This is a genomic window from Carnobacterium sp. FSL E2-0243 (genome assembly GCF_038003605.1).
Lineage (GTDB): Bacteria > Bacillota > Bacilli > Lactobacillales > Carnobacteriaceae > Carnobacterium > Carnobacterium maltaromaticum.
The window spans coordinates 1,995,293-2,011,876 of the sequence record NZ_JBBOPM010000001.1 but is presented as its reverse complement, the minus strand read 5'-3'; the positions used below and the strand labels follow the sequence as shown (position 1 = coordinate 2,011,876).

The window sequence follows — 16,584 nt, the reverse complement described above, 5'->3', positions numbered from 1 at the left end:
CAATCTTCATGATATAATAGATTAAATGGTTGAACAATTAAAAAACAAAAGGAATGATTGATTAATGATTAACGAACAGCATAGATACGAGCAAACAACTATTAATGTACAAAAACAGGCTAATTTAATATGGAATGTTGCAGATATATTACGAGGTTTATACAAGCCTCATGAATATGGAAAAGTAATTTTACCAATGACGGTAATAAAAAGACTACATGATACACTATTACCTACTAAAGAAGCAGTGCTAGAAGCTTCCATAAAAACAAAAGATATGAATGATACAATGCGGACTCGTTTCTTAGAACAAGCATCAGGCTATTCTTTTTATAATACCAATCTTTATACATTTGAAACATTACTATCAGATCCTGATAATATTGAAGAAAATTTCAGAGCGTATTTAAATGGTTTCTCAAACAATATGCAGGATATTTTATCAAACTTCAAATTTGATGTTGAGATTACTAATATGGCAGATAATGATGCGCTATTCTATGTTATCCAAGAATTTAATAAGAAAGACTCTTATTTAGGCCCAGATAGAGTTACTAGTACTGATATGGGCTATATTTTTGAGGAATTGGTTCGTAAATTTTCAGAAAGTTATAATGAAGAAGCTGGCGCTCACTTTACAAGTAGAGATATTATCTACCTGATGACCGATTTACTATTGGCTGAAGATCGGGATACGTTAGCAGGAAAAGACGTAGTAAAAACAGTATACGACCAAACAATGGGAACATCTCAAATGCTGTCAGCAATGATGGAACGTATTCAATATTTTAATAAGGATGCAGATGTAAAAACATTTGGACAAGAGCTTAATCCAGAAACATATGCAATTGCGAAGGCTGACACAATGATTCGTGGTGGGGATGCTGATCAAATGAAGTTGGGAAGCACGCTATCAAATGATCAGTTTACAGATTTTACTTTTGATTATTGTATTTCTAATCCGCCATTTGGAATTGATTGGAAGAAGGATAAAAAAGCTGTAGATGCGGAGCATAAACATGGGGAGAATGGTCGATTTGGTATAGGGCTTCCAAAAATTAGTGATGGACAATTATTATTTCAGTTGAATGGTATTTCTAAGCTGAAAGAGACAGGACGAATGGCAATTGTCCATAATGGCTCCGCTTTGTTTTCTGGCAATGCTGGTGGAGGAGAAAGTGCGATTCGCCAATATGTTATTGAGAATGATTGGTTAGAAGCAATTGTCCAATTGCCTTCAGGGTTATTTTATAATACTGGTATTTCAACTTATGTCTGGTTGATTACAAAAAATAAATCAGCTGAACGTCAAGGAAAAGTTCAATTAATTGATGCATCAAAATGTTTTGAAAAAAGGCGTAAAAATATTGGTGAAAAGAAAGTAGATATTACAGAAAAATGTCGAAATTTAATTATTCAGGCCTATGGAGAATTTTCTAGAAAAGTATATCAGCAGGAAGAACGAATAGTTGAATCAAAGGTCTTTGACAATGACGAGTTTGGTTTTACAAAGATTACTGTTGAAAGTCCTCAAAGAAATGACGATGGAACGTTCGTTCTAAATAAAGGGAAACCTGTTGCTGATACAAAATTACGTGATACAGAAGATATTCCATTAAAAGAAGATATAAAAAGTTATTTTGAACGTGAGGTTATCCCATTTAATCCAGATGCATGGATAGATCGTAAAAAAGACAAGGTCGGATATGAAATCCCATTTACTCGTTTATTTTATAAATATACTGCGCCAGAACCGTCAGAAGTCATTGCTGAACGTATCCAAAATCTTGAAGAATCAATTGTATCAAACTTCGAGATCCTATCAGGGAAGGGTGTGTCTAACGTTGACTAGAAGAATGAAAGATTCAGGTGTTGAGTGGATAGGGGAGATACCTGAAAAATGGGAAATGCGAAGATTGAAAACATGTCTTAGAAAAGAAAAAAATATAGTTAATAAGCATGAAGGACAGCGAATATTATCACTCACTATGAATGGTGTTATTGTTAGAGATATAGCTAATCCAAAAGGTAAGATGCCGACAACTTTTGATGGGTATCAAGAAATAAAATCTGGAAATATAATTGAATGCTTATTTGATATTGATGTAACCCCAAGGTGTGTTGGTATAGCAAGAGATGACGGATTAATTAGCCCAGCGTACACACAATTTAAAATCATTAATAGTTTTGATACAGAATTTGTGTATCATTATCTCTTATTATTAGATAATGATAAGATTATTGTCCCAATTACAAAATCTTTAAGGAATACTATTAAAAGTGATGATTTTCTTAACTTACCTTTTAGTTTTCCAAGTCTGGAAATGCAAAAGAAGATTGTTAAAGAGCTGAAGCTGAAAATGGAATCAGTGGATAGGATTATATCTGAAACTAAGGAATCCATCATTGAGCTGAAAAAATACAAACAATCTTTAATTACAGAGACAGTAATAAAGGGATTAGATAAAGATGTTGAAATGAAAGATAGTGAGATTGAATGGATAGGTTGTATACCTAAACATTGGACCAAAGCAAGGGTGAAAAACTTATTTTTTTTAAGAGGCAGAATAGGCTGGCAGGGACTCACATCTAAGGAATATCAAACAGAAGGAGCACATTTAATTACAGGGACGGATTTTAATAGTGGCAAAATTAACTGGGCTACCACGGTTAGGATTAGTGAGGAAAGATATAATGAAGCTCCAGAAATTCATGTTCGAGATAATGATTTATTAATTACAAAAGACGGAACTATTGGTAAGGTAGCTATTTCAAAAAATACTCCAGAGAATGTTTCGTTAAATAGTGGGGTAATGTTAATGCGAGAACGAAAGAATAATGTCGTTAAAAAAAAATATATATATTATGTGTTAATTTCTGATGTCTTTTGGAGATGGTATGGTTCTAATGATATCGGTTCTAGTACTATAAAACATCTGTACCAAGGTCAATTTCAGAATTTTTCTTTTCCATTACCAGATGCAGCTGATCAGAAAAAAATTATAAAGTTACTTGATACTAAAATCCAGATAGTGGAGGAATTGATTGCTAATAAAGAGCAGATTATAAAAGAATATCTATGTTATAAAAAAACATTGATTTATGAATATATCACTGGAAAAAAAGAAGTTTTAGGAGGGGAGTTTGTTGATAGAAAATAAAGAGAGACGTTTTGAGCAGGATATTGAAACCAGTTTAACTAATGATAGTGGTTGGCAAAAATTATCATTTCTTCAATCAAATTATGATACTACTATTGGTCTTGATTTAGATCAGTTGCTCTCATTTGTTGAGACAACTCAACAAAAACAATGGACTAGGTATCAAAAGATTTATCGAGAGAAGTCTCGAGAGAAATTTTTAAAACGTTTTAACGAAGAAGTAAGTACGCACGGGTTGCTTCACGTATTGAAAAATGGTATCAAAGATCGTGGTGTTACTTTAAAAGTAATCTATTTTAAGCCTGTATCTGGCCTAAATGAATTAACTCAACAACAATATGAAGCTAATCATTTTGCCTGTATTCGTCAATTTGCTTATAGTTCAAATAATCAGAATACTATTGATATGGTTTTGTCAGTAAATGGTATCCCTTTGGTTGCTTTAGAATTAAAAAATCAATATACTGGACAATCAGTTGAAAATGCTAAAATTCAATTTCAAAAAAATCGTAATCCTAAAGAAATGGTTTTCGGATTTAATAAACGCTTTTTGGTTTATTTTGCTGTGGATCATTTTGATGTATATATGACTACTAAACTAGCTGGGAACAAGACCTACTTCTTACCATTTAATCAAGGGTCAAATGGACCTGGTAATGTTGGAGGAGCAGGAAACCCTGAGAATAATGAAGGATATCCAACCTCATATTTGTGGGAACAAGTTTTGACAACCGATAGTTTAATGGATATCATTCAAAAGTTTATGAACTTAGAAATAAAGAAGGAAAAAAATGGTGAACAAGAAATTACAAAGAAAACGTTAATTTTTCCTCGTTTTCATCAACTAGATGTTGTTCGCAAACTAGTTAGCGATGTAAAAAGTAATGGTAGCGGTGAAAACTACCTAGTACAACATAGTGCTGGGTCTGGTAAATCAAACAGTATTGCTTGGTTGGCCTATCATCTAGCTTCAATACATGATAAAAATAACTATCCAATTTTTTCTTCAATTATCATTGTCACGGATCGAACTGTTCTTGATCGACAATTGCAAGATACTATCATGAGCTTTGAACATACTGGTGGTCAAGTGGAAACAATTGATGATAAAAAATCGTCAGAGGATTTAAAGATGGCGATTAACGATGGAAAGAAAATAATCATTACGACATTACAAAAATTTCCTGTAATTTACAAGGAAGTAGATGAGGTTGTAGGAAGGTGTTTTGCAATCATTGTTGATGAGGCCCATTCTTCACAAACAGGCAACAGTGCTCAAAAGTTAAAAACCGCATTGGCAGATAAACAAGCTACTCTACAAGAGTACCAAGAAATTGAGACAGAGATTGAAAATCAAGAATTGGATGGACAAGATGAGTTAGTAAAAACACTAATTTCTCAAGGAAAACATAGTAATTTAAGTTTCTTTGCTTTTACAGCGACACCAAAAGAGAAAACGATTGATATGTTTGGAACGCTTCAAGAAGACGGAACAAAAACTCCCTTTAATGTATATAGCATGCGTCAAGCTATCGAAGAAGGATTTATTCTTGATGTATTAAAAAATTATATGACTTATAAAACTTCTTATCGTTTAGCAAAAGAGATTGAAGAAAATCCAAAATTACCAACAACAGAGGCTGTAAGAGCTATTGCAAGATATCAAGCTTTTCATCCTTGGGTCTTACGCCAAAAAACAGAGATTATGGTAGAACAGTTTAGAGAAGTGTCAAAGAAAGCGATAGGTGGTCGTGGAAAAGCGATGGTGGTGACTTCATCTCGTTTACATGCTGTTAGATATATGCGAGAATTTAAAGATTATATTCGAGAAAAAGGTTATAAAAATTTAAATGTTTTAGTCGCATTTTCAGGAAAAGTAACTGATGATGAAAATGAGTATACAGAAACATCGCTTAATCGTAATAAAATAGGCGAACAGATTAAAGAAAGTCAATTGAAAAAGGCTTTCCATTCAGAAGAGTTTAATATTCTCATTGTTGCAGAAAAATATCAAACAGGATTTGATGAACCATTACTTCAGACAATGTTTGTAGATAAAAAGTTACGAGGAGTAAAAGCAGTTCAAACTTTGTCTAGACTGAACCGAACTATACCAGGAAAAAAGGATACATTCATTTTGGATTTTGTAAATACTAATGAAGAAATACAAGAAGCTTTTCAACCATTCTATGAAGAAACACGATTAAATGAAGAAATCAATATTAACTTGATTTATGATACACAGGCAAAATTGAGAAAGTATAATGTATATAATCAAATTGACATAGATAGTGTGATTAAGTTAGTGAAACAAGCACAAAAAAAGCAAGATGAGCGCTTGTTAGGTAAAATATCCAGCCAGTTTAAACCGATTCTACAACGTTATGAAGAATTATCCGATGCACTAAAGTATGAATTTAGAGTCAGTCTTCGCAACTTTGGTAAGTGGTATAATTATATTTCTCAAATTGACCGTACTTTTGATATGGAGTTGTTAGAAGAAAGTATTTTTACTAATTATCTATTGAAGTTTATTCCTAGAGAACAACAAGAAAAAATTGACATCAAAGATAAAATTAGTATGGAATATTATAAAATTCAAAAAGATTTTGAAGGTGAAATTTTCTTGGTTTCAGAAGATCCTGATTATGGCATGTTTACAAATCCTAAACAAATAAATGCTGGAATAAAGCCATTAGATGACCGCGATTTTTTAAAAGACATTATTTTTAAAGTTAATGAACGTTTTCTAAATGACTTTACAGAAAAAGACAAGGTCTTATTGGAAGAATTGTATCGTTCATTTGTTGATGAACCAGATAAAAAACTAATAAATATGGCAAAAAATAATGATGCACAGATGTTTGAAAAAACATTATTCAAAGACATATTTGAAGCTAAGGTGATGAATGAATATCAGAAAGGTCAACAAGCGTATGAAAAACTCTTTAGTAAAGATGATTCTTATTTCAAATTAGTGTATACGCTTATTGCAAAAGACTTGTATAAGATGTTGAGAAATAAATAATGTACAATGGTAAGTATTGAAATCTTATTAAGGTCATAAAGCTAAAAAATCTGAAATTTAGCGAGTAAAGAAGCTCGTCTGTAAGGAAAGTTGGGAACTTTTTGAATATTCAAGAGGTTTATGTTTAGAGAAAAAAATATTTTTGAGATTTTTTTGATTTATAAAAAAGAAGTTTTAAGGAATTTATGTTTACTCCTCTTAGTACTTGCAACTCCTAGCCAATAAAAAATTTGTAAAATAGACGAATTATCCTCTATAATAGAAGAGTGAAGGCGATACAATCATTCCCTTATTCATTCTACGAGCTTTTTATACAAAGGAGGAACAACCAATGAATATTAAAAAAATTAGTGAATTAAGTGGTGTTTCAGCAGATACAATCAGGTATTATGAGCGAATCGGGTTAATCCCTCCAGTTAAAAGAGCTGCAAATGGCATTCGCGAATTTGATGAAGAAGATTTGCGTTGGATTACATTTAGTCGACAAATGAGAAATGCTGGACTTTCGATTGAATCATTAGTTGAGTATCTAACCTTGTTCCAAATAGGAAATGAAACAGTCCCAGCGAGAAAAGAAATTATTGCCAATCAAATTTCAGAATTAAAAGAAAAAGCAGAAGCTCTTAATGGTGCAATTGATCGCTTGGAATTTAAATTAGAAAATTATGATGAGCATATGTTAGTCACAGAAAATTCATTACGTAGCTTTAATGAAAATAAATAAAAATAAAAACTTCTAAATAGTTGGTTTAATCAGAAAAATCTAGATTAAACCAACTATTTTTGAAGATTTTTTTATTTTTTAAAAGAAAGCGCTTGACTTGGAGTGCACTCCAAGAGATAGACTATATTTGTAGATCAGAAAAGGAGGGTGAATATGGCTATTAGTAAAACTGCACAAAAGAACCACGATGAACTTTTTCCAAATCACCAGTCCGTTCTAGTCGAAACCGATCCAGAATTTATTGAACTGTTTGATAACTTTACTTTCGATGAAGTTCTTCAGTATTCAACAATCGATGTGAAGTTACGAATGAAACTCACTTTGGCTTCATTAATTGCGATGCAGTCGGTCAATGAGTACAAAGCAATGATGGTCGGTGCACTTAATGTGGGTGTTTCTCCAGTAGAAATCAAAGAAATTGTTTATCAAGCTGTACCCTATGCAGGACTAGGTAAAGTTTTTGATTTTTTACATGCTACAAATGAAGTTCTACTAGAGAGGGGAATTAAGCTTCCTCTAGAGAAAAAAGGCACCACAACAGTCGAAAATCGCTATCAAAAAGGCTTGGAAGTTGTCAGGCAAGTTGCAGATGATGCAGTGGATAAAATGTTAGAAACAATGCCGTCAAATCAGAAGCATTTAGCAACATTTTTAGCAGATAATTGTTTTGGTGACTACTTTACACGAGAAGGCTTAACCGCTCAAGAACGTGAACTTCTAATAGTTGCTATGCTGGCTTCAATGGGCGGCGCAGATGTGCAATTAAAAGGGCACATTCGCAATAATGATCGGATAGGCAATAAAAAAGAACGTTTGATTGAAACTATCACGATTTTGTTACCTTTTATTGGTTATCCCAGAACCTTAACCGCATTAACTTGTATCAATGAAATTTTACCAGAAAAAAATAAACTATCAGAAATGGAGAATGTAAAATGAAGTATGTAAAATTTGGCAACACTGGAATGGACGTTTCACAATTATGTCTTGGAGCAATGGGATTTGGAGACCCAAATAGTGGTTTTCATGAATGGGTTTTAGAAGAAGAAGAAAGTAAAGTTGTAATTAAAAAAGCGTTAGATTTAGGGATTAATTTTTTTGATACAGCCAATATTTATTCTTATGGAGCAAGTGAGCGCATCCTCGGTAAAGCTTTAAATGAGTATGCGAATCGTGATGAAATTGTAGTTGCGACAAAACTTTTTTCAACAATGAAAAAAGCACCAAATAGTGGTGGATTATCAAGAAAAGAAATTTTCCATCAACTTGATCAAAGCTTAGAACGCTTAGGAATGGATTATGTTGATTTATATATTATTCATCGTTGGGACTACAACACACCTATTGAAGAAACAATGGAAGCTTTGCACGACGTGGTTAAATCAGGGAAAGTTAGATACATTGGTGCTTCTGCGATGGCTGCTTGGCAATTTGCTAAAGCCCAAGCGGTTGCGGATAAGAATGGTTGGACAAAATTTGTTTCGATGCAAAACCATTTAAATCTTCTTTATCGTGAAGAAGAAAGAGAAATGCTTCCTCTTTGTGCAGATCAAAAGATTGCTGTGACACCTTACAGCCCATTAGCAGCTGGACGTTTGACAAGGGATTGGGGTGCATCAACTAAGCGTTTTGAAACAGATAAAACCGCGATGTCAAAATATGATAAAACGGAGGAACAAGATCGTTTGATTGTTGAACGAGTAGCAAAAATTGCTGAAAAACGCGGAATTGAACGCGTGGAAGTTACCTTAGCTTGGTTGCTTCAAAAAGAGCAAGTTGTGGCACCGATTATCGGGGCTACAAAAGAAAGTCATTTATTGAAAGCAATGCCAGCGTTGGATTTAGTTTTAACAGAGGAAGAAATTAAATTTTTAGAGGAACCTTATCTTCCACATGCGATTGTTGGGGCTAACTAAACCGCTAAGTTGATAAAACTATCTTTTTATTAAAGTAGGAAGCTAAAATGAATATTAAAGAAGTAAGTAAAAAAACAAATACTTCAGAAAATACGATTCGTTATTATGAAAGAATGGGTTTAATTCCGGTTATAAAAAGAACAAACGCTGGCATTCGTTGGTTTGATGAAGAGGATCTAAAATGGATTCTCTTCGTTAAACAAATGATGGAAGTAAATCTTTCAATTGAAGGCTTAATTGACTACGCAACTTTGGTTGTTCAGGATAATGCAACGGATCAAGCAAGAATTGAGATTTTAACAGAGCAAAAAATGCAACTTCAAGAGCAAATCGTATTATTAGAAAAAGCTAAACTGCGTATTGATTGCGAACTTGAAAAACAGCACAACGAAACAAATAAATTATCAGATAACTAAAGGAGTTTTTTTATGTGTGAAAGTTGTCAAACAAAAGTATTCCAGGCAGTAGACAAAAATTATTCATCATTTGAACGAGGCTTCATTGAACGTCGTGCATTAAAACCAGATGATGTAGCAATAGATATAAAATATTGTGGAATTTGTCATTCTGATATTCATCAAGTTGATAATGATTTTGGGCGTGGAGTTTATCCTATGGTTCCAGGTCACGAAATAACCGGAATCGTATCAGCAGTTGGCGATCAGGTCACAAGTTTTAAAGTAGGGGATCGAGTAGGAGTGGGTTGCTTTGTCGATTCTTGCGGTGAGTGTGATTACTGTCTCCAAGGCGAAGAGCAATTTTGTACCAAAGGAGTTGTTGTCGTTTTTAATTCTACTAATTATGATGGAAGCAAAACATACGGTGGTTACAGTCAAAACATTGTTGTAAAAGATAAATTTGTAATTCAAATCCCTGATACACTTGATTTAGCTGAAGCAAGTCCTTTATTATGTGCTGGGATCACTACTTTTTCCCCAATGAAACACTGGAATGTTGGACCGGGTAAGAAGGTCGCCATTATTGGAATGGGTGGTCTAGGTCACATTGCTGTTCAATTTGCTCATGCTTTAGGTGCGGATGTAGCCGTGTTAGGTCATTCTGAAAGTAAAAAGAATGAAGCTCAGCAATTTGGTGCAGATCATTATTATCTAACAAGTGATCCAGAGACATTTGAAAAGTTAGCGGGTCAATTTGATTTCATTTTGAATACAGTAGCTGTGAGCTTAGATGTTGATGCATATATTAGTTTACTAAAAATTAACGGTGCTATGGTTTATGTTGGATTAGCTACAGAAGCGCAAAGTTTCCATGTTGGAAAATTATTTGGGAAACAAGCGATTATTACAGCATCAAATGTTGGTGGAATTCCTATGACACAAGAAATGATTCAGTTTGCAGCAGAAAATAATATTTTGCCTAAAATTGAGTTGATTACAGCTGACCAAATCCCAGAAGCTTATGAACGAGTCTTAAATAGCGATGTTAAATATCGATTTGTTATTGATATGGAAACACTTTAATAAACTGTAATTTGGAATGAATTCTTTTAGCAGTTTTTTGTATTTTAATGTAAACTATAAAGGAATACAAAAAAGGAGAGTATCTATGGAATTAAGATTACTTCGTTATTTTTGGACAGTTGCTGAGGAAAAAAACATTTCAAAGGCTGCTAAAGTACTGCATATTACTCAGCCAACGCTTAGTCGCCAAATTAAAGAATTGGAAGAAGAGCTTGGTACAGCCCTTTTCAGCCGCGAAAAAAAACAGTTAAGGTTAACTGAAGAAGGCTATTTTTTAAAAGAACGGGCAATTGAAATTTTGTCTCTAGCAGAAAGCACAGAACGCGAATTTCGCAACCAAGCAAATAAGATTAATGGTGGCTATTTTTCGATTGGCTGTGTGGAGGCTGATAATTCAGACACTATGGCAATGATGCTGGAAGAATTACTTCATGATTATCCTGAAGTAGCGTTTAATATTGTTTCAGGTACAAGTGACGATATTAGCGACAAGCTTGAAAAAGGCATTCTTGATTTGGCAATTTTATTGGAACCTACCACTGTAAACGATTTTGGAAAGATTATTTTGCCTAGAGAAGAGCGATGGGGCTTACTGGTGTCCAAAAATTCTTTTCTCGCTAAAAAGAATCAAATAGAACCTGTTGATTTAGAAGGCATACCGCTTCTTTGTTCAAATCGAGTAGCAATTCAATCGATGTTAGAAGATTGGCTAAACAAACCACTTGATTCTTTACACATTATAGGAACCTATAATTTGATTTTTAATATTTTTTCTTTAGTCGAAAATCGTGTAGGATCAGCTTTAACGATTGAAGGAGCTACCTTAAATCGAAATGCATCTGAATTTACTTTTGTACCACTATTTCCTGAAATAAAAACAAATTGTGTATTGGTTTGGAAGAAAAATCGAATTCAATCTCCAGTTGTGAAAGAATTGATTCAACGATTTCATCATGCTTTTGAAGCATAGTAAAGAATTTTTTAAGCGTTAGACGGTTGTGATTATTAGTTGTATGATTTACTTATTAATAGTAAATCATACAACTTTTTTCTTAGATATACTAAAAATTGGGGGAAGAACAAATGGCAAAATTTGAAGAAGTAAAAAAAGGTATTATTTTTCCAATTGGTGAAAAAAATGAGGCCTACGCAAATTATTTTATTGGGCAAAGTTATTTAAAAACCTTGATTGCAGATTCAGCAGTGAATGTTGGTGTAGCCAATGTAACCTTTGAACCTGGATGTAGAAATAATTGGCACATTCATCACGAAGGCTTCCAACTTTTATTAGTTACCGGAGGAGAAGGATGGTATCAAGAAGCAGGAAAAGCTTCTCAGTTTTTACAAGTTGGAGATGTGATTGTGACACATGATGGAATCAAGCATTGGCATGGTGCAACAAAAGATAGTTGGTTTGAACATATTGCGATTACAGCTGGAGTACCAGAATGGTTAGAGCCTGTTTCAGATGAAGAGTACAGTCAATTAAAAAAGTAAGCTAAAAATGAAAGATATAGAAATAATGGATTAGTGGACTAAATTAATTTTAGGAGAGAATTCAATGCACAAGCTGATAAAAATTTCTTTGTTGTCTGTTTCATTACTTATAGTGTCTGCTGGCGCAATTGCAGCAAATATTCCAGCGATATCCTTGGCATATCCACTGGTCCCTAAAACACTAGTGGAGTTTATTACGACAATGCCGTCCTTATTTATTATTTTAACTGTACCTATCAGCCATAAAATTGCTCGGAAAATTGGTTATAAATTAACAGTACAAATAGGTGTATTTATGGTTTTAACAGCGGGAATAGCTCCGATTTTTGTCCATTCTTTCGGGCTCCTTTTTATGAGTAGGGTGCTATTTGGAGTGGGCATTGGTTTAATAAATCCTTTATTATTTTCTTTTGCAACTCAATTATATAAAGGTCAGGAATTATCTTCAGTAATTGGTTTACAAAGTGCTTGTGAAGGAATTGGTGGAATGCTGATAACCTTTTCTGTAGGTCAATTATTAATTACGAACTGGCGGTTATCATTTTTAGCATATCTAATCGCCTTGCCTATTCTTTTACTTTTCACTAGCTTTGTTCCGAAGGTTACTCCTATTATTGAAAAAGAAAAAAATAAGCTAAAAAAAGTAAAATCAACGAATACAATTTATGGTTACTTTATATTATTGATTTTAGTTGTCACAATTTATATGTCATTTTCGATAAAAAGTACCGCGCTATTACTAGAAAAAGGAATTGGTACAGCAACAGATGGAAGTAACTTGTTAGCCTTAGTTGGTTTAGGTTCAATGTTAGCTGGCTTTTTATTTGGTCGAACGCTCACATTTACCAAAAACTGGACAGTAGCTATTTCTTTTTTAGGCTTAGGCATTTCTTTATTCATCATCGCCTATTCTCAAACGATAATCTGGATTTCTATTGCATCTATTTTCTGCGGTTTTTCTTTTCGCACATTTGTTCCTTATCTATTTAATGAAGTGAATCAAAATCAAGCGGGAAATTCAGAAAGAGATACAGCTCTTTTATTGATAGGTTTTAATTTAGGGGCAGCCTTTACGCCGATGTCAATTGCACTCCTAGAAAGGATCATTCCATTTAAAGACAGCTCAGGCATTTTTTTCACAGAAGGGTTGATTATGTTTCTTTTAGCGATAGGAGCAGTTAGTATTCAAATTAAGAGTCACTTAAAAATGAAGGACTTATAGAATAAGTATGAGTGTATTAAGAAAAATTAACGAATTCTAATGAACAAAAAAAGCATGTGGCTACGACGAATATATTCAAGGTTTTTGCTATTTCACAACCAGAATCAGTTGGTATTACAGAAATGACCATATTATCAACTAAGCAAGCCTAAATTTTTTGAAATTAGGAGCTGTAAAATTTAAAAATAAAAACATATTCCCTTTTTTAAATGCTATAAAAATTATATTCAAATAAGCTTGCATTTATCGATGTATTATGTTAAATTGATATAGTTTTCAACTGAAGAATAGTGTTGTTGATCTAAGGATAAAGATCCAATCTAAAAGCTGGTTATTGTATCTTGATGGTGCTATAATAGGTTAAAATATTTCAGTTATTTTTTTATAGTAGTTTTAGTAAAAAGGGAGCTAAATGAGATGAGAAATTATTATTTTTTAGAATATGGCAGTGACAAATGCATCGCAGTTGTTGAGAATGATTTACGTGAGCGTTATGATTTGGAATTTAATAAACACGGAGATTGTATTGTAGGTGACTGTATGAACTATTCTGGAAAATATGCGGATCAAATGCTAATCAAAGAAAATTATTTTGGTAAAGACTGGCAATATCCTGAGCATAAAGAGTACAAAACAGTGATTGCAATTAGCTTTATTGAAGGAAAAAATAAAAATAAAATCCAAAAATGCAATACTATTAAAGATTGGTTTGCTGGGATGGAACATGTTCATCTATTAAAAGAAGAAACGGTTGTTGGATAAGTAAAATCAGTCTAATCAATCGATAATTAGTTAACTAGTAGTAAAAGCTGAATGATTAAGGGATAGTCTGTAAAGTAGAGGGAAAATCTGACTTTACAAGAGCCTTAATCGATTTCAGCTTTTTTTTATTATCTATTCTTTACTCAGTAAATAGTTTATAATTAAGAGGAAAAAGATTTATGAGAGGTAGGGAATAATAATGCCAAATATAACAGCAAGTTTCGAGGGGATTTTACGTGAGAAACAAGTTCCATTAGCTAAATCAATTGATGAGCAAAAACAAACTTTTTATAGTGGAAGTTTTCAGTTAACACCAACTAAAACGTTACCATTTCATGTCGCTTTTCAATCAGCAGATGGAATTAGCGATGTAGAGATTGTCTATTCAAAATTAGCAATGATTTCAAACTATCAAAAAAAAGCAGAGCTGTTGGAGCTATTTAACCAATTAAATGAAGCTGAAACAGCTTATTACCGAATTTGTTTAGCCGGTGATGGAGAAGTGTATTTACGATTGCTGACTCGTACTACAAATGAAGTAACGCCGATTTATGAAATGTTAATTACAGGATCAGGGATTGCGCAACAAATCATCAATAAGATTGAAGCCCTTTTAAAATAGGCTATTTCGTAGTGGAAGGAGCGAGGCATTCAGATGGAAAAGAGTATTTATCATACTGAAGTTGTGAATCAAGATGGTGGGACAGGTTTTGCTTATGTAAAAAATAATGGTTTATCTGTTCAAGTTTCTAGTCCTTTAAGTTCAGAAGAAGGATCAAATCCAGAAGAATTGTTAGGATTAGCCTATAGTACGTGTTTGAATGCAACGATTCAAGCAGTGTTGAAAGAACAAGGGAAAAGTAATTTAAGTCGCGTTCAAATAAATGTTGATTTAATTCCTGAAGAGATTGGCTATCATTTTAATGTTGAAGCTTTGGTTTGGATTGATGAACTATCGATAGAGGCAAGCCAAAAAGTAGCTGAAGCTGCAGACCTAAGATGCCCAATCTCCAAGTTACTTGCCGGTAGTGAGACAGTTGTCATGCACGCAGTAGCGGATTTAGATTAAAAAAAACGTATGAACTCCAATTAATTTGGAAGAGTTCATACGTTTTTATTTATCTGTAATTTGAGAATTGTAAATCAACAGGTAAATTAGCTCCTCTTAATAAAGAGATCACTTGTTGCAAGTCATCACGGCTTTTACCAGTCACGCGGATTTGATCATCTTGAATCGTACTTTTTACTTTAATACCAGATTGTTTAATCAAAGTATTAATTTTCTTAGCATTTTCTTTGTCAATCCCGCTGATTAACTCCGCATGTTGTCGAACATTTCCGCCAAAGGCTTTTTCACTTTCACCGTAATGGATATTTTTAGTCGGAACACCACGCTTAATTAATTTACTGGTTAGAACATCTTTTACTTGTCCAATTTTATAGTCATCTTCAGAAATAAGCACAAGTTGATTGTTTTCTATTTTAATATCACTAATAGAACCTTTAAAATCAAAACGATTTTTTATTTCTTTTAATGCAATTGCAACGGCATTTTTGACTTCTTCATGATTAATCTCTGAAACAATGTCAAAACTTGCTTCTTTAGCCATAATATAAACACTCCTTCATTTAATTTAGTTAATAATTTCAGTTTACCACATTTTATCAAAATTCTGAACTCTCTTTAAATTTAATAAGATCAGCTACTTTAGAAATAGTTTGTTTTATGAGACTATTCTGCCAATTACAATTGTATTAAACTTAGTCTAGGAATGTTGTAATAGAGCTTGTTATAACGTATAATCCAAGAGGGTTATTTTTATAATAAATGACGATGCATTACCGATATAAAATAAATAGGAGGAACTTAAATGGCACAATTAAAAACGCCTAGTTTTTATTCAGAATTGGCAAAAAAAATATTTTTTGTATTTTTTGCGGCAATTACTAATGCGATTGCATTAAATAATTTTTTAATTCCTGCTCGTGTTTATGGAGCTGGGTTAAATGGAGTTTCACAGCTATTATCTTCCTTTTTATTCGATTTCAGTCATATAGAAATTAGTACAGGACTTTTAATTATGCTTTTCAACATCCCAATTGCCTTATTAGGCTGGTATAAAGTCGGGCGTGATTTTACATTATTTAGTTTTTTGACAGTTGCTTTAATGTCTATATTTTCAATGATTTTACCCATTCAAGAGGTCACAAATGACCCGATTATGAATGCGATTGTTGGTGGAGTTATTAGTGGAGTTGGTGTTGGACTTTCTTTAAAATATGGATTTTCAACAGGTGGAATGGATATTGTTTCAATGGTTTTAGCTAAAACGACAGGTCGTTCTATTGGTACCTTAATGTTTGGTATCAATTTCATCGTCATTTCACTGGCAGGTTTTGCTTATGGCTGGGAATATGCTTTATATACGCTATTGTCTATCTATGTCTTAACAAAAGTAGTCGATACGATTCACACCAGTCATCAAAAGGTTACAGCGATGATTGTGACTCAACACTCTGCTGAAATGACAACAGCGATTAAAGAAAAGTTAATTCGTGGGATTACACTTTTACCAGCAAAAGGCGGATTTTCAGGCGCAGATAGCTCGGTTTTAATGGTTGTGGTAACACGCTATGAACTATATGATTTAGAACAAGCTGTTAAAGAGACGGATCCGTTTGCTTTTGTAAATATTTTGCAAACAAACCGCGTGATTGGTGAATTTTGGGATAGTGATAGACAAAAATCTCATCGTGAAGAAACAAAAAGAAGTCAAGAAAATAGATAAATAA

Annotated in this window: 16 protein-coding genes; 15 read left to right on the top strand and 1 reads right to left on the bottom strand. The window is 33.1% G+C overall.

All coding sequences use genetic code 11. The features are described from left to right. The first annotated feature begins 64 nt into the window (after positions 1-64). The 14 genes from MHI00_RS09440 (at position 65) to MHI00_RS09375 (ending at position 14,860) form a co-directional block, all read left to right on the top strand. Positions 65-1,852, top strand: a complete 1,788-nt coding sequence (locus MHI00_RS09440) for a type I restriction-modification system subunit M (RefSeq protein ID WP_341113079.1) — start codon at positions 65-67, stop codon at positions 1,850-1,852. Continuing rightward, on the top strand, positions 1,845-3,161 hold the full coding sequence (locus tag MHI00_RS09435) for a restriction endonuclease subunit S (RefSeq protein WP_341113077.1): 1,317 nt from the start codon (positions 1,845-1,847) through the stop codon (positions 3,159-3,161). Before MHI00_RS09440 ends, MHI00_RS09435 begins: the two co-directional genes overlap by 8 nt. Next, positions 3,148-6,189, top strand: a complete 3,042-nt coding sequence (locus MHI00_RS09430; protein WP_341113075.1) for a type I restriction endonuclease subunit R — start codon at positions 3,148-3,150, stop codon at positions 6,187-6,189. Before MHI00_RS09435 ends, MHI00_RS09430 begins: the two co-directional genes overlap by 14 nt. Positions 6,190-6,520: 331 nt before the next feature. After that, the gene (locus MHI00_RS09425) at positions 6,521-6,913 is read left to right on the top strand and encodes a MerR family transcriptional regulator (RefSeq protein WP_056998713.1); all 393 of its coding nucleotides are present in this window, start codon (positions 6,521-6,523) and stop codon (positions 6,911-6,913) included. Between the two features lie 153 nt (positions 6,914-7,066). Continuing rightward, on the top strand, positions 7,067-7,852 hold the full coding sequence (locus MHI00_RS09420; RefSeq protein ID WP_341113072.1) for a carboxymuconolactone decarboxylase family protein: 786 nt from the start codon (positions 7,067-7,069) through the stop codon (positions 7,850-7,852). Then, positions 7,849-8,829: an aldo/keto reductase gene (locus MHI00_RS09415; RefSeq protein ID WP_341113070.1), complete on the top strand. Its 981-nt coding sequence runs from the start codon at positions 7,849-7,851 to the stop codon at positions 8,827-8,829. Before MHI00_RS09420 ends, MHI00_RS09415 begins: the two co-directional genes overlap by 4 nt. Before the next feature lie 47 nt (positions 8,830-8,876). Further along, positions 8,877-9,245, top strand: coding sequence for a MerR family transcriptional regulator (locus tag MHI00_RS09410; protein ID WP_287430493.1), 369 nt, complete (start codon positions 8,877-8,879; stop codon positions 9,243-9,245). Between the two features lie 12 nt (positions 9,246-9,257). After that, the gene (locus tag MHI00_RS09405; protein WP_341113066.1) at positions 9,258-10,310 is read left to right on the top strand and encodes an NAD(P)-dependent alcohol dehydrogenase; all 1,053 of its coding nucleotides are present in this window, start codon (positions 9,258-9,260) and stop codon (positions 10,308-10,310) included. An 85-nt stretch (positions 10,311-10,395) separates the two neighbouring features. Further along, positions 10,396-11,280, top strand: a complete 885-nt coding sequence (locus tag MHI00_RS09400) for a LysR family transcriptional regulator (protein ID WP_056998717.1) — start codon at positions 10,396-10,398, stop codon at positions 11,278-11,280. A gap of 113 nt (positions 11,281-11,393) precedes the next feature. Beyond that, on the top strand, positions 11,394-11,807 hold the full coding sequence (locus MHI00_RS09395; protein WP_341113062.1) for a cupin domain-containing protein: 414 nt from the start codon (positions 11,394-11,396) through the stop codon (positions 11,805-11,807). Between the two features lie 64 nt (positions 11,808-11,871). Beyond that, positions 11,872-13,029 (top strand): MFS transporter, encoded by a 1,158-nt coding sequence (locus tag MHI00_RS09390; protein WP_135054882.1) that lies wholly within the window; start codon positions 11,872-11,874, stop codon positions 13,027-13,029. A 417-nt stretch (positions 13,030-13,446) separates the two neighbouring features. Next, complete coding sequence (locus MHI00_RS09385; protein ID WP_010049662.1) at positions 13,447-13,791, top strand: hypothetical protein; 345 nt, start codon at positions 13,447-13,449, stop codon at positions 13,789-13,791. A gap of 199 nt (positions 13,792-13,990) precedes the next feature. Then, positions 13,991-14,413 (top strand): hypothetical protein, encoded by a 423-nt coding sequence (locus MHI00_RS09380; RefSeq protein WP_201730997.1) that lies wholly within the window; start codon positions 13,991-13,993, stop codon positions 14,411-14,413. A gap of 33 nt (positions 14,414-14,446) precedes the next feature. Further along, positions 14,447-14,860 (top strand): OsmC family protein, encoded by a 414-nt coding sequence (locus MHI00_RS09375; RefSeq protein WP_056998720.1) that lies wholly within the window; start codon positions 14,447-14,449, stop codon positions 14,858-14,860. A gap of 49 nt (positions 14,861-14,909) precedes the next feature. Here MHI00_RS09375 and MHI00_RS09370 read toward each other — a convergent pair whose 3' ends face one another. Next, positions 14,910-15,401: a YajQ family cyclic di-GMP-binding protein gene (locus tag MHI00_RS09370; RefSeq protein ID WP_010049669.1), complete on the bottom strand. Its 492-nt coding sequence runs from the start codon at positions 15,399-15,401 to the stop codon at positions 14,910-14,912. A 261-nt stretch (positions 15,402-15,662) separates the two neighbouring features. Between MHI00_RS09370 and MHI00_RS09365 the strand changes: the two genes are divergently transcribed. Next, positions 15,663-16,580, top strand: a complete 918-nt coding sequence (locus tag MHI00_RS09365; protein WP_010049671.1) for a YitT family protein — start codon at positions 15,663-15,665, stop codon at positions 16,578-16,580. Positions 16,581-16,584: the final 4 nt, after the last annotated feature.

Coding starts and splice junctions, on each gene's coding strand:
- MHI00_RS09440 (WP_341113079.1), top strand. CDS start 65: ATGATTAACGAACAGCATAGATACGAGCAAACAACTATTAATGTACAA.
- MHI00_RS09425 (WP_056998713.1), top strand. CDS start 6,521: ATGAATATTAAAAAAATTAGTGAATTAAGTGGTGTTTCAGCAGATACA.
- MHI00_RS09420 (WP_341113072.1), top strand. CDS start 7,067: ATGGCTATTAGTAAAACTGCACAAAAGAACCACGATGAACTTTTTCCA.
- MHI00_RS09415 (WP_341113070.1), top strand. CDS start 7,849: ATGAAGTATGTAAAATTTGGCAACACTGGAATGGACGTTTCACAATTA.
- MHI00_RS09410 (WP_287430493.1), top strand. CDS start 8,877: ATGAATATTAAAGAAGTAAGTAAAAAAACAAATACTTCAGAAAATACG.
- MHI00_RS09405 (WP_341113066.1), top strand. CDS start 9,258: ATGTGTGAAAGTTGTCAAACAAAAGTATTCCAGGCAGTAGACAAAAAT.
- MHI00_RS09400 (WP_056998717.1), top strand. CDS start 10,396: ATGGAATTAAGATTACTTCGTTATTTTTGGACAGTTGCTGAGGAAAAA.
- MHI00_RS09395 (WP_341113062.1), top strand. CDS start 11,394: ATGGCAAAATTTGAAGAAGTAAAAAAAGGTATTATTTTTCCAATTGGT.
- MHI00_RS09390 (WP_135054882.1), top strand. CDS start 11,872: ATGCACAAGCTGATAAAAATTTCTTTGTTGTCTGTTTCATTACTTATA.
- MHI00_RS09385 (WP_010049662.1), top strand. CDS start 13,447: ATGAGAAATTATTATTTTTTAGAATATGGCAGTGACAAATGCATCGCA.
- MHI00_RS09380 (WP_201730997.1), top strand. CDS start 13,991: ATGCCAAATATAACAGCAAGTTTCGAGGGGATTTTACGTGAGAAACAA.
- MHI00_RS09375 (WP_056998720.1), top strand. CDS start 14,447: ATGGAAAAGAGTATTTATCATACTGAAGTTGTGAATCAAGATGGTGGG.
- MHI00_RS09370 (WP_010049669.1), bottom strand. CDS start 15,401: ATGGCTAAAGAAGCAAGTTTTGACATTGTTTCAGAGATTAATCATGAA.
- MHI00_RS09365 (WP_010049671.1), top strand. CDS start 15,663: ATGGCACAATTAAAAACGCCTAGTTTTTATTCAGAATTGGCAAAAAAA.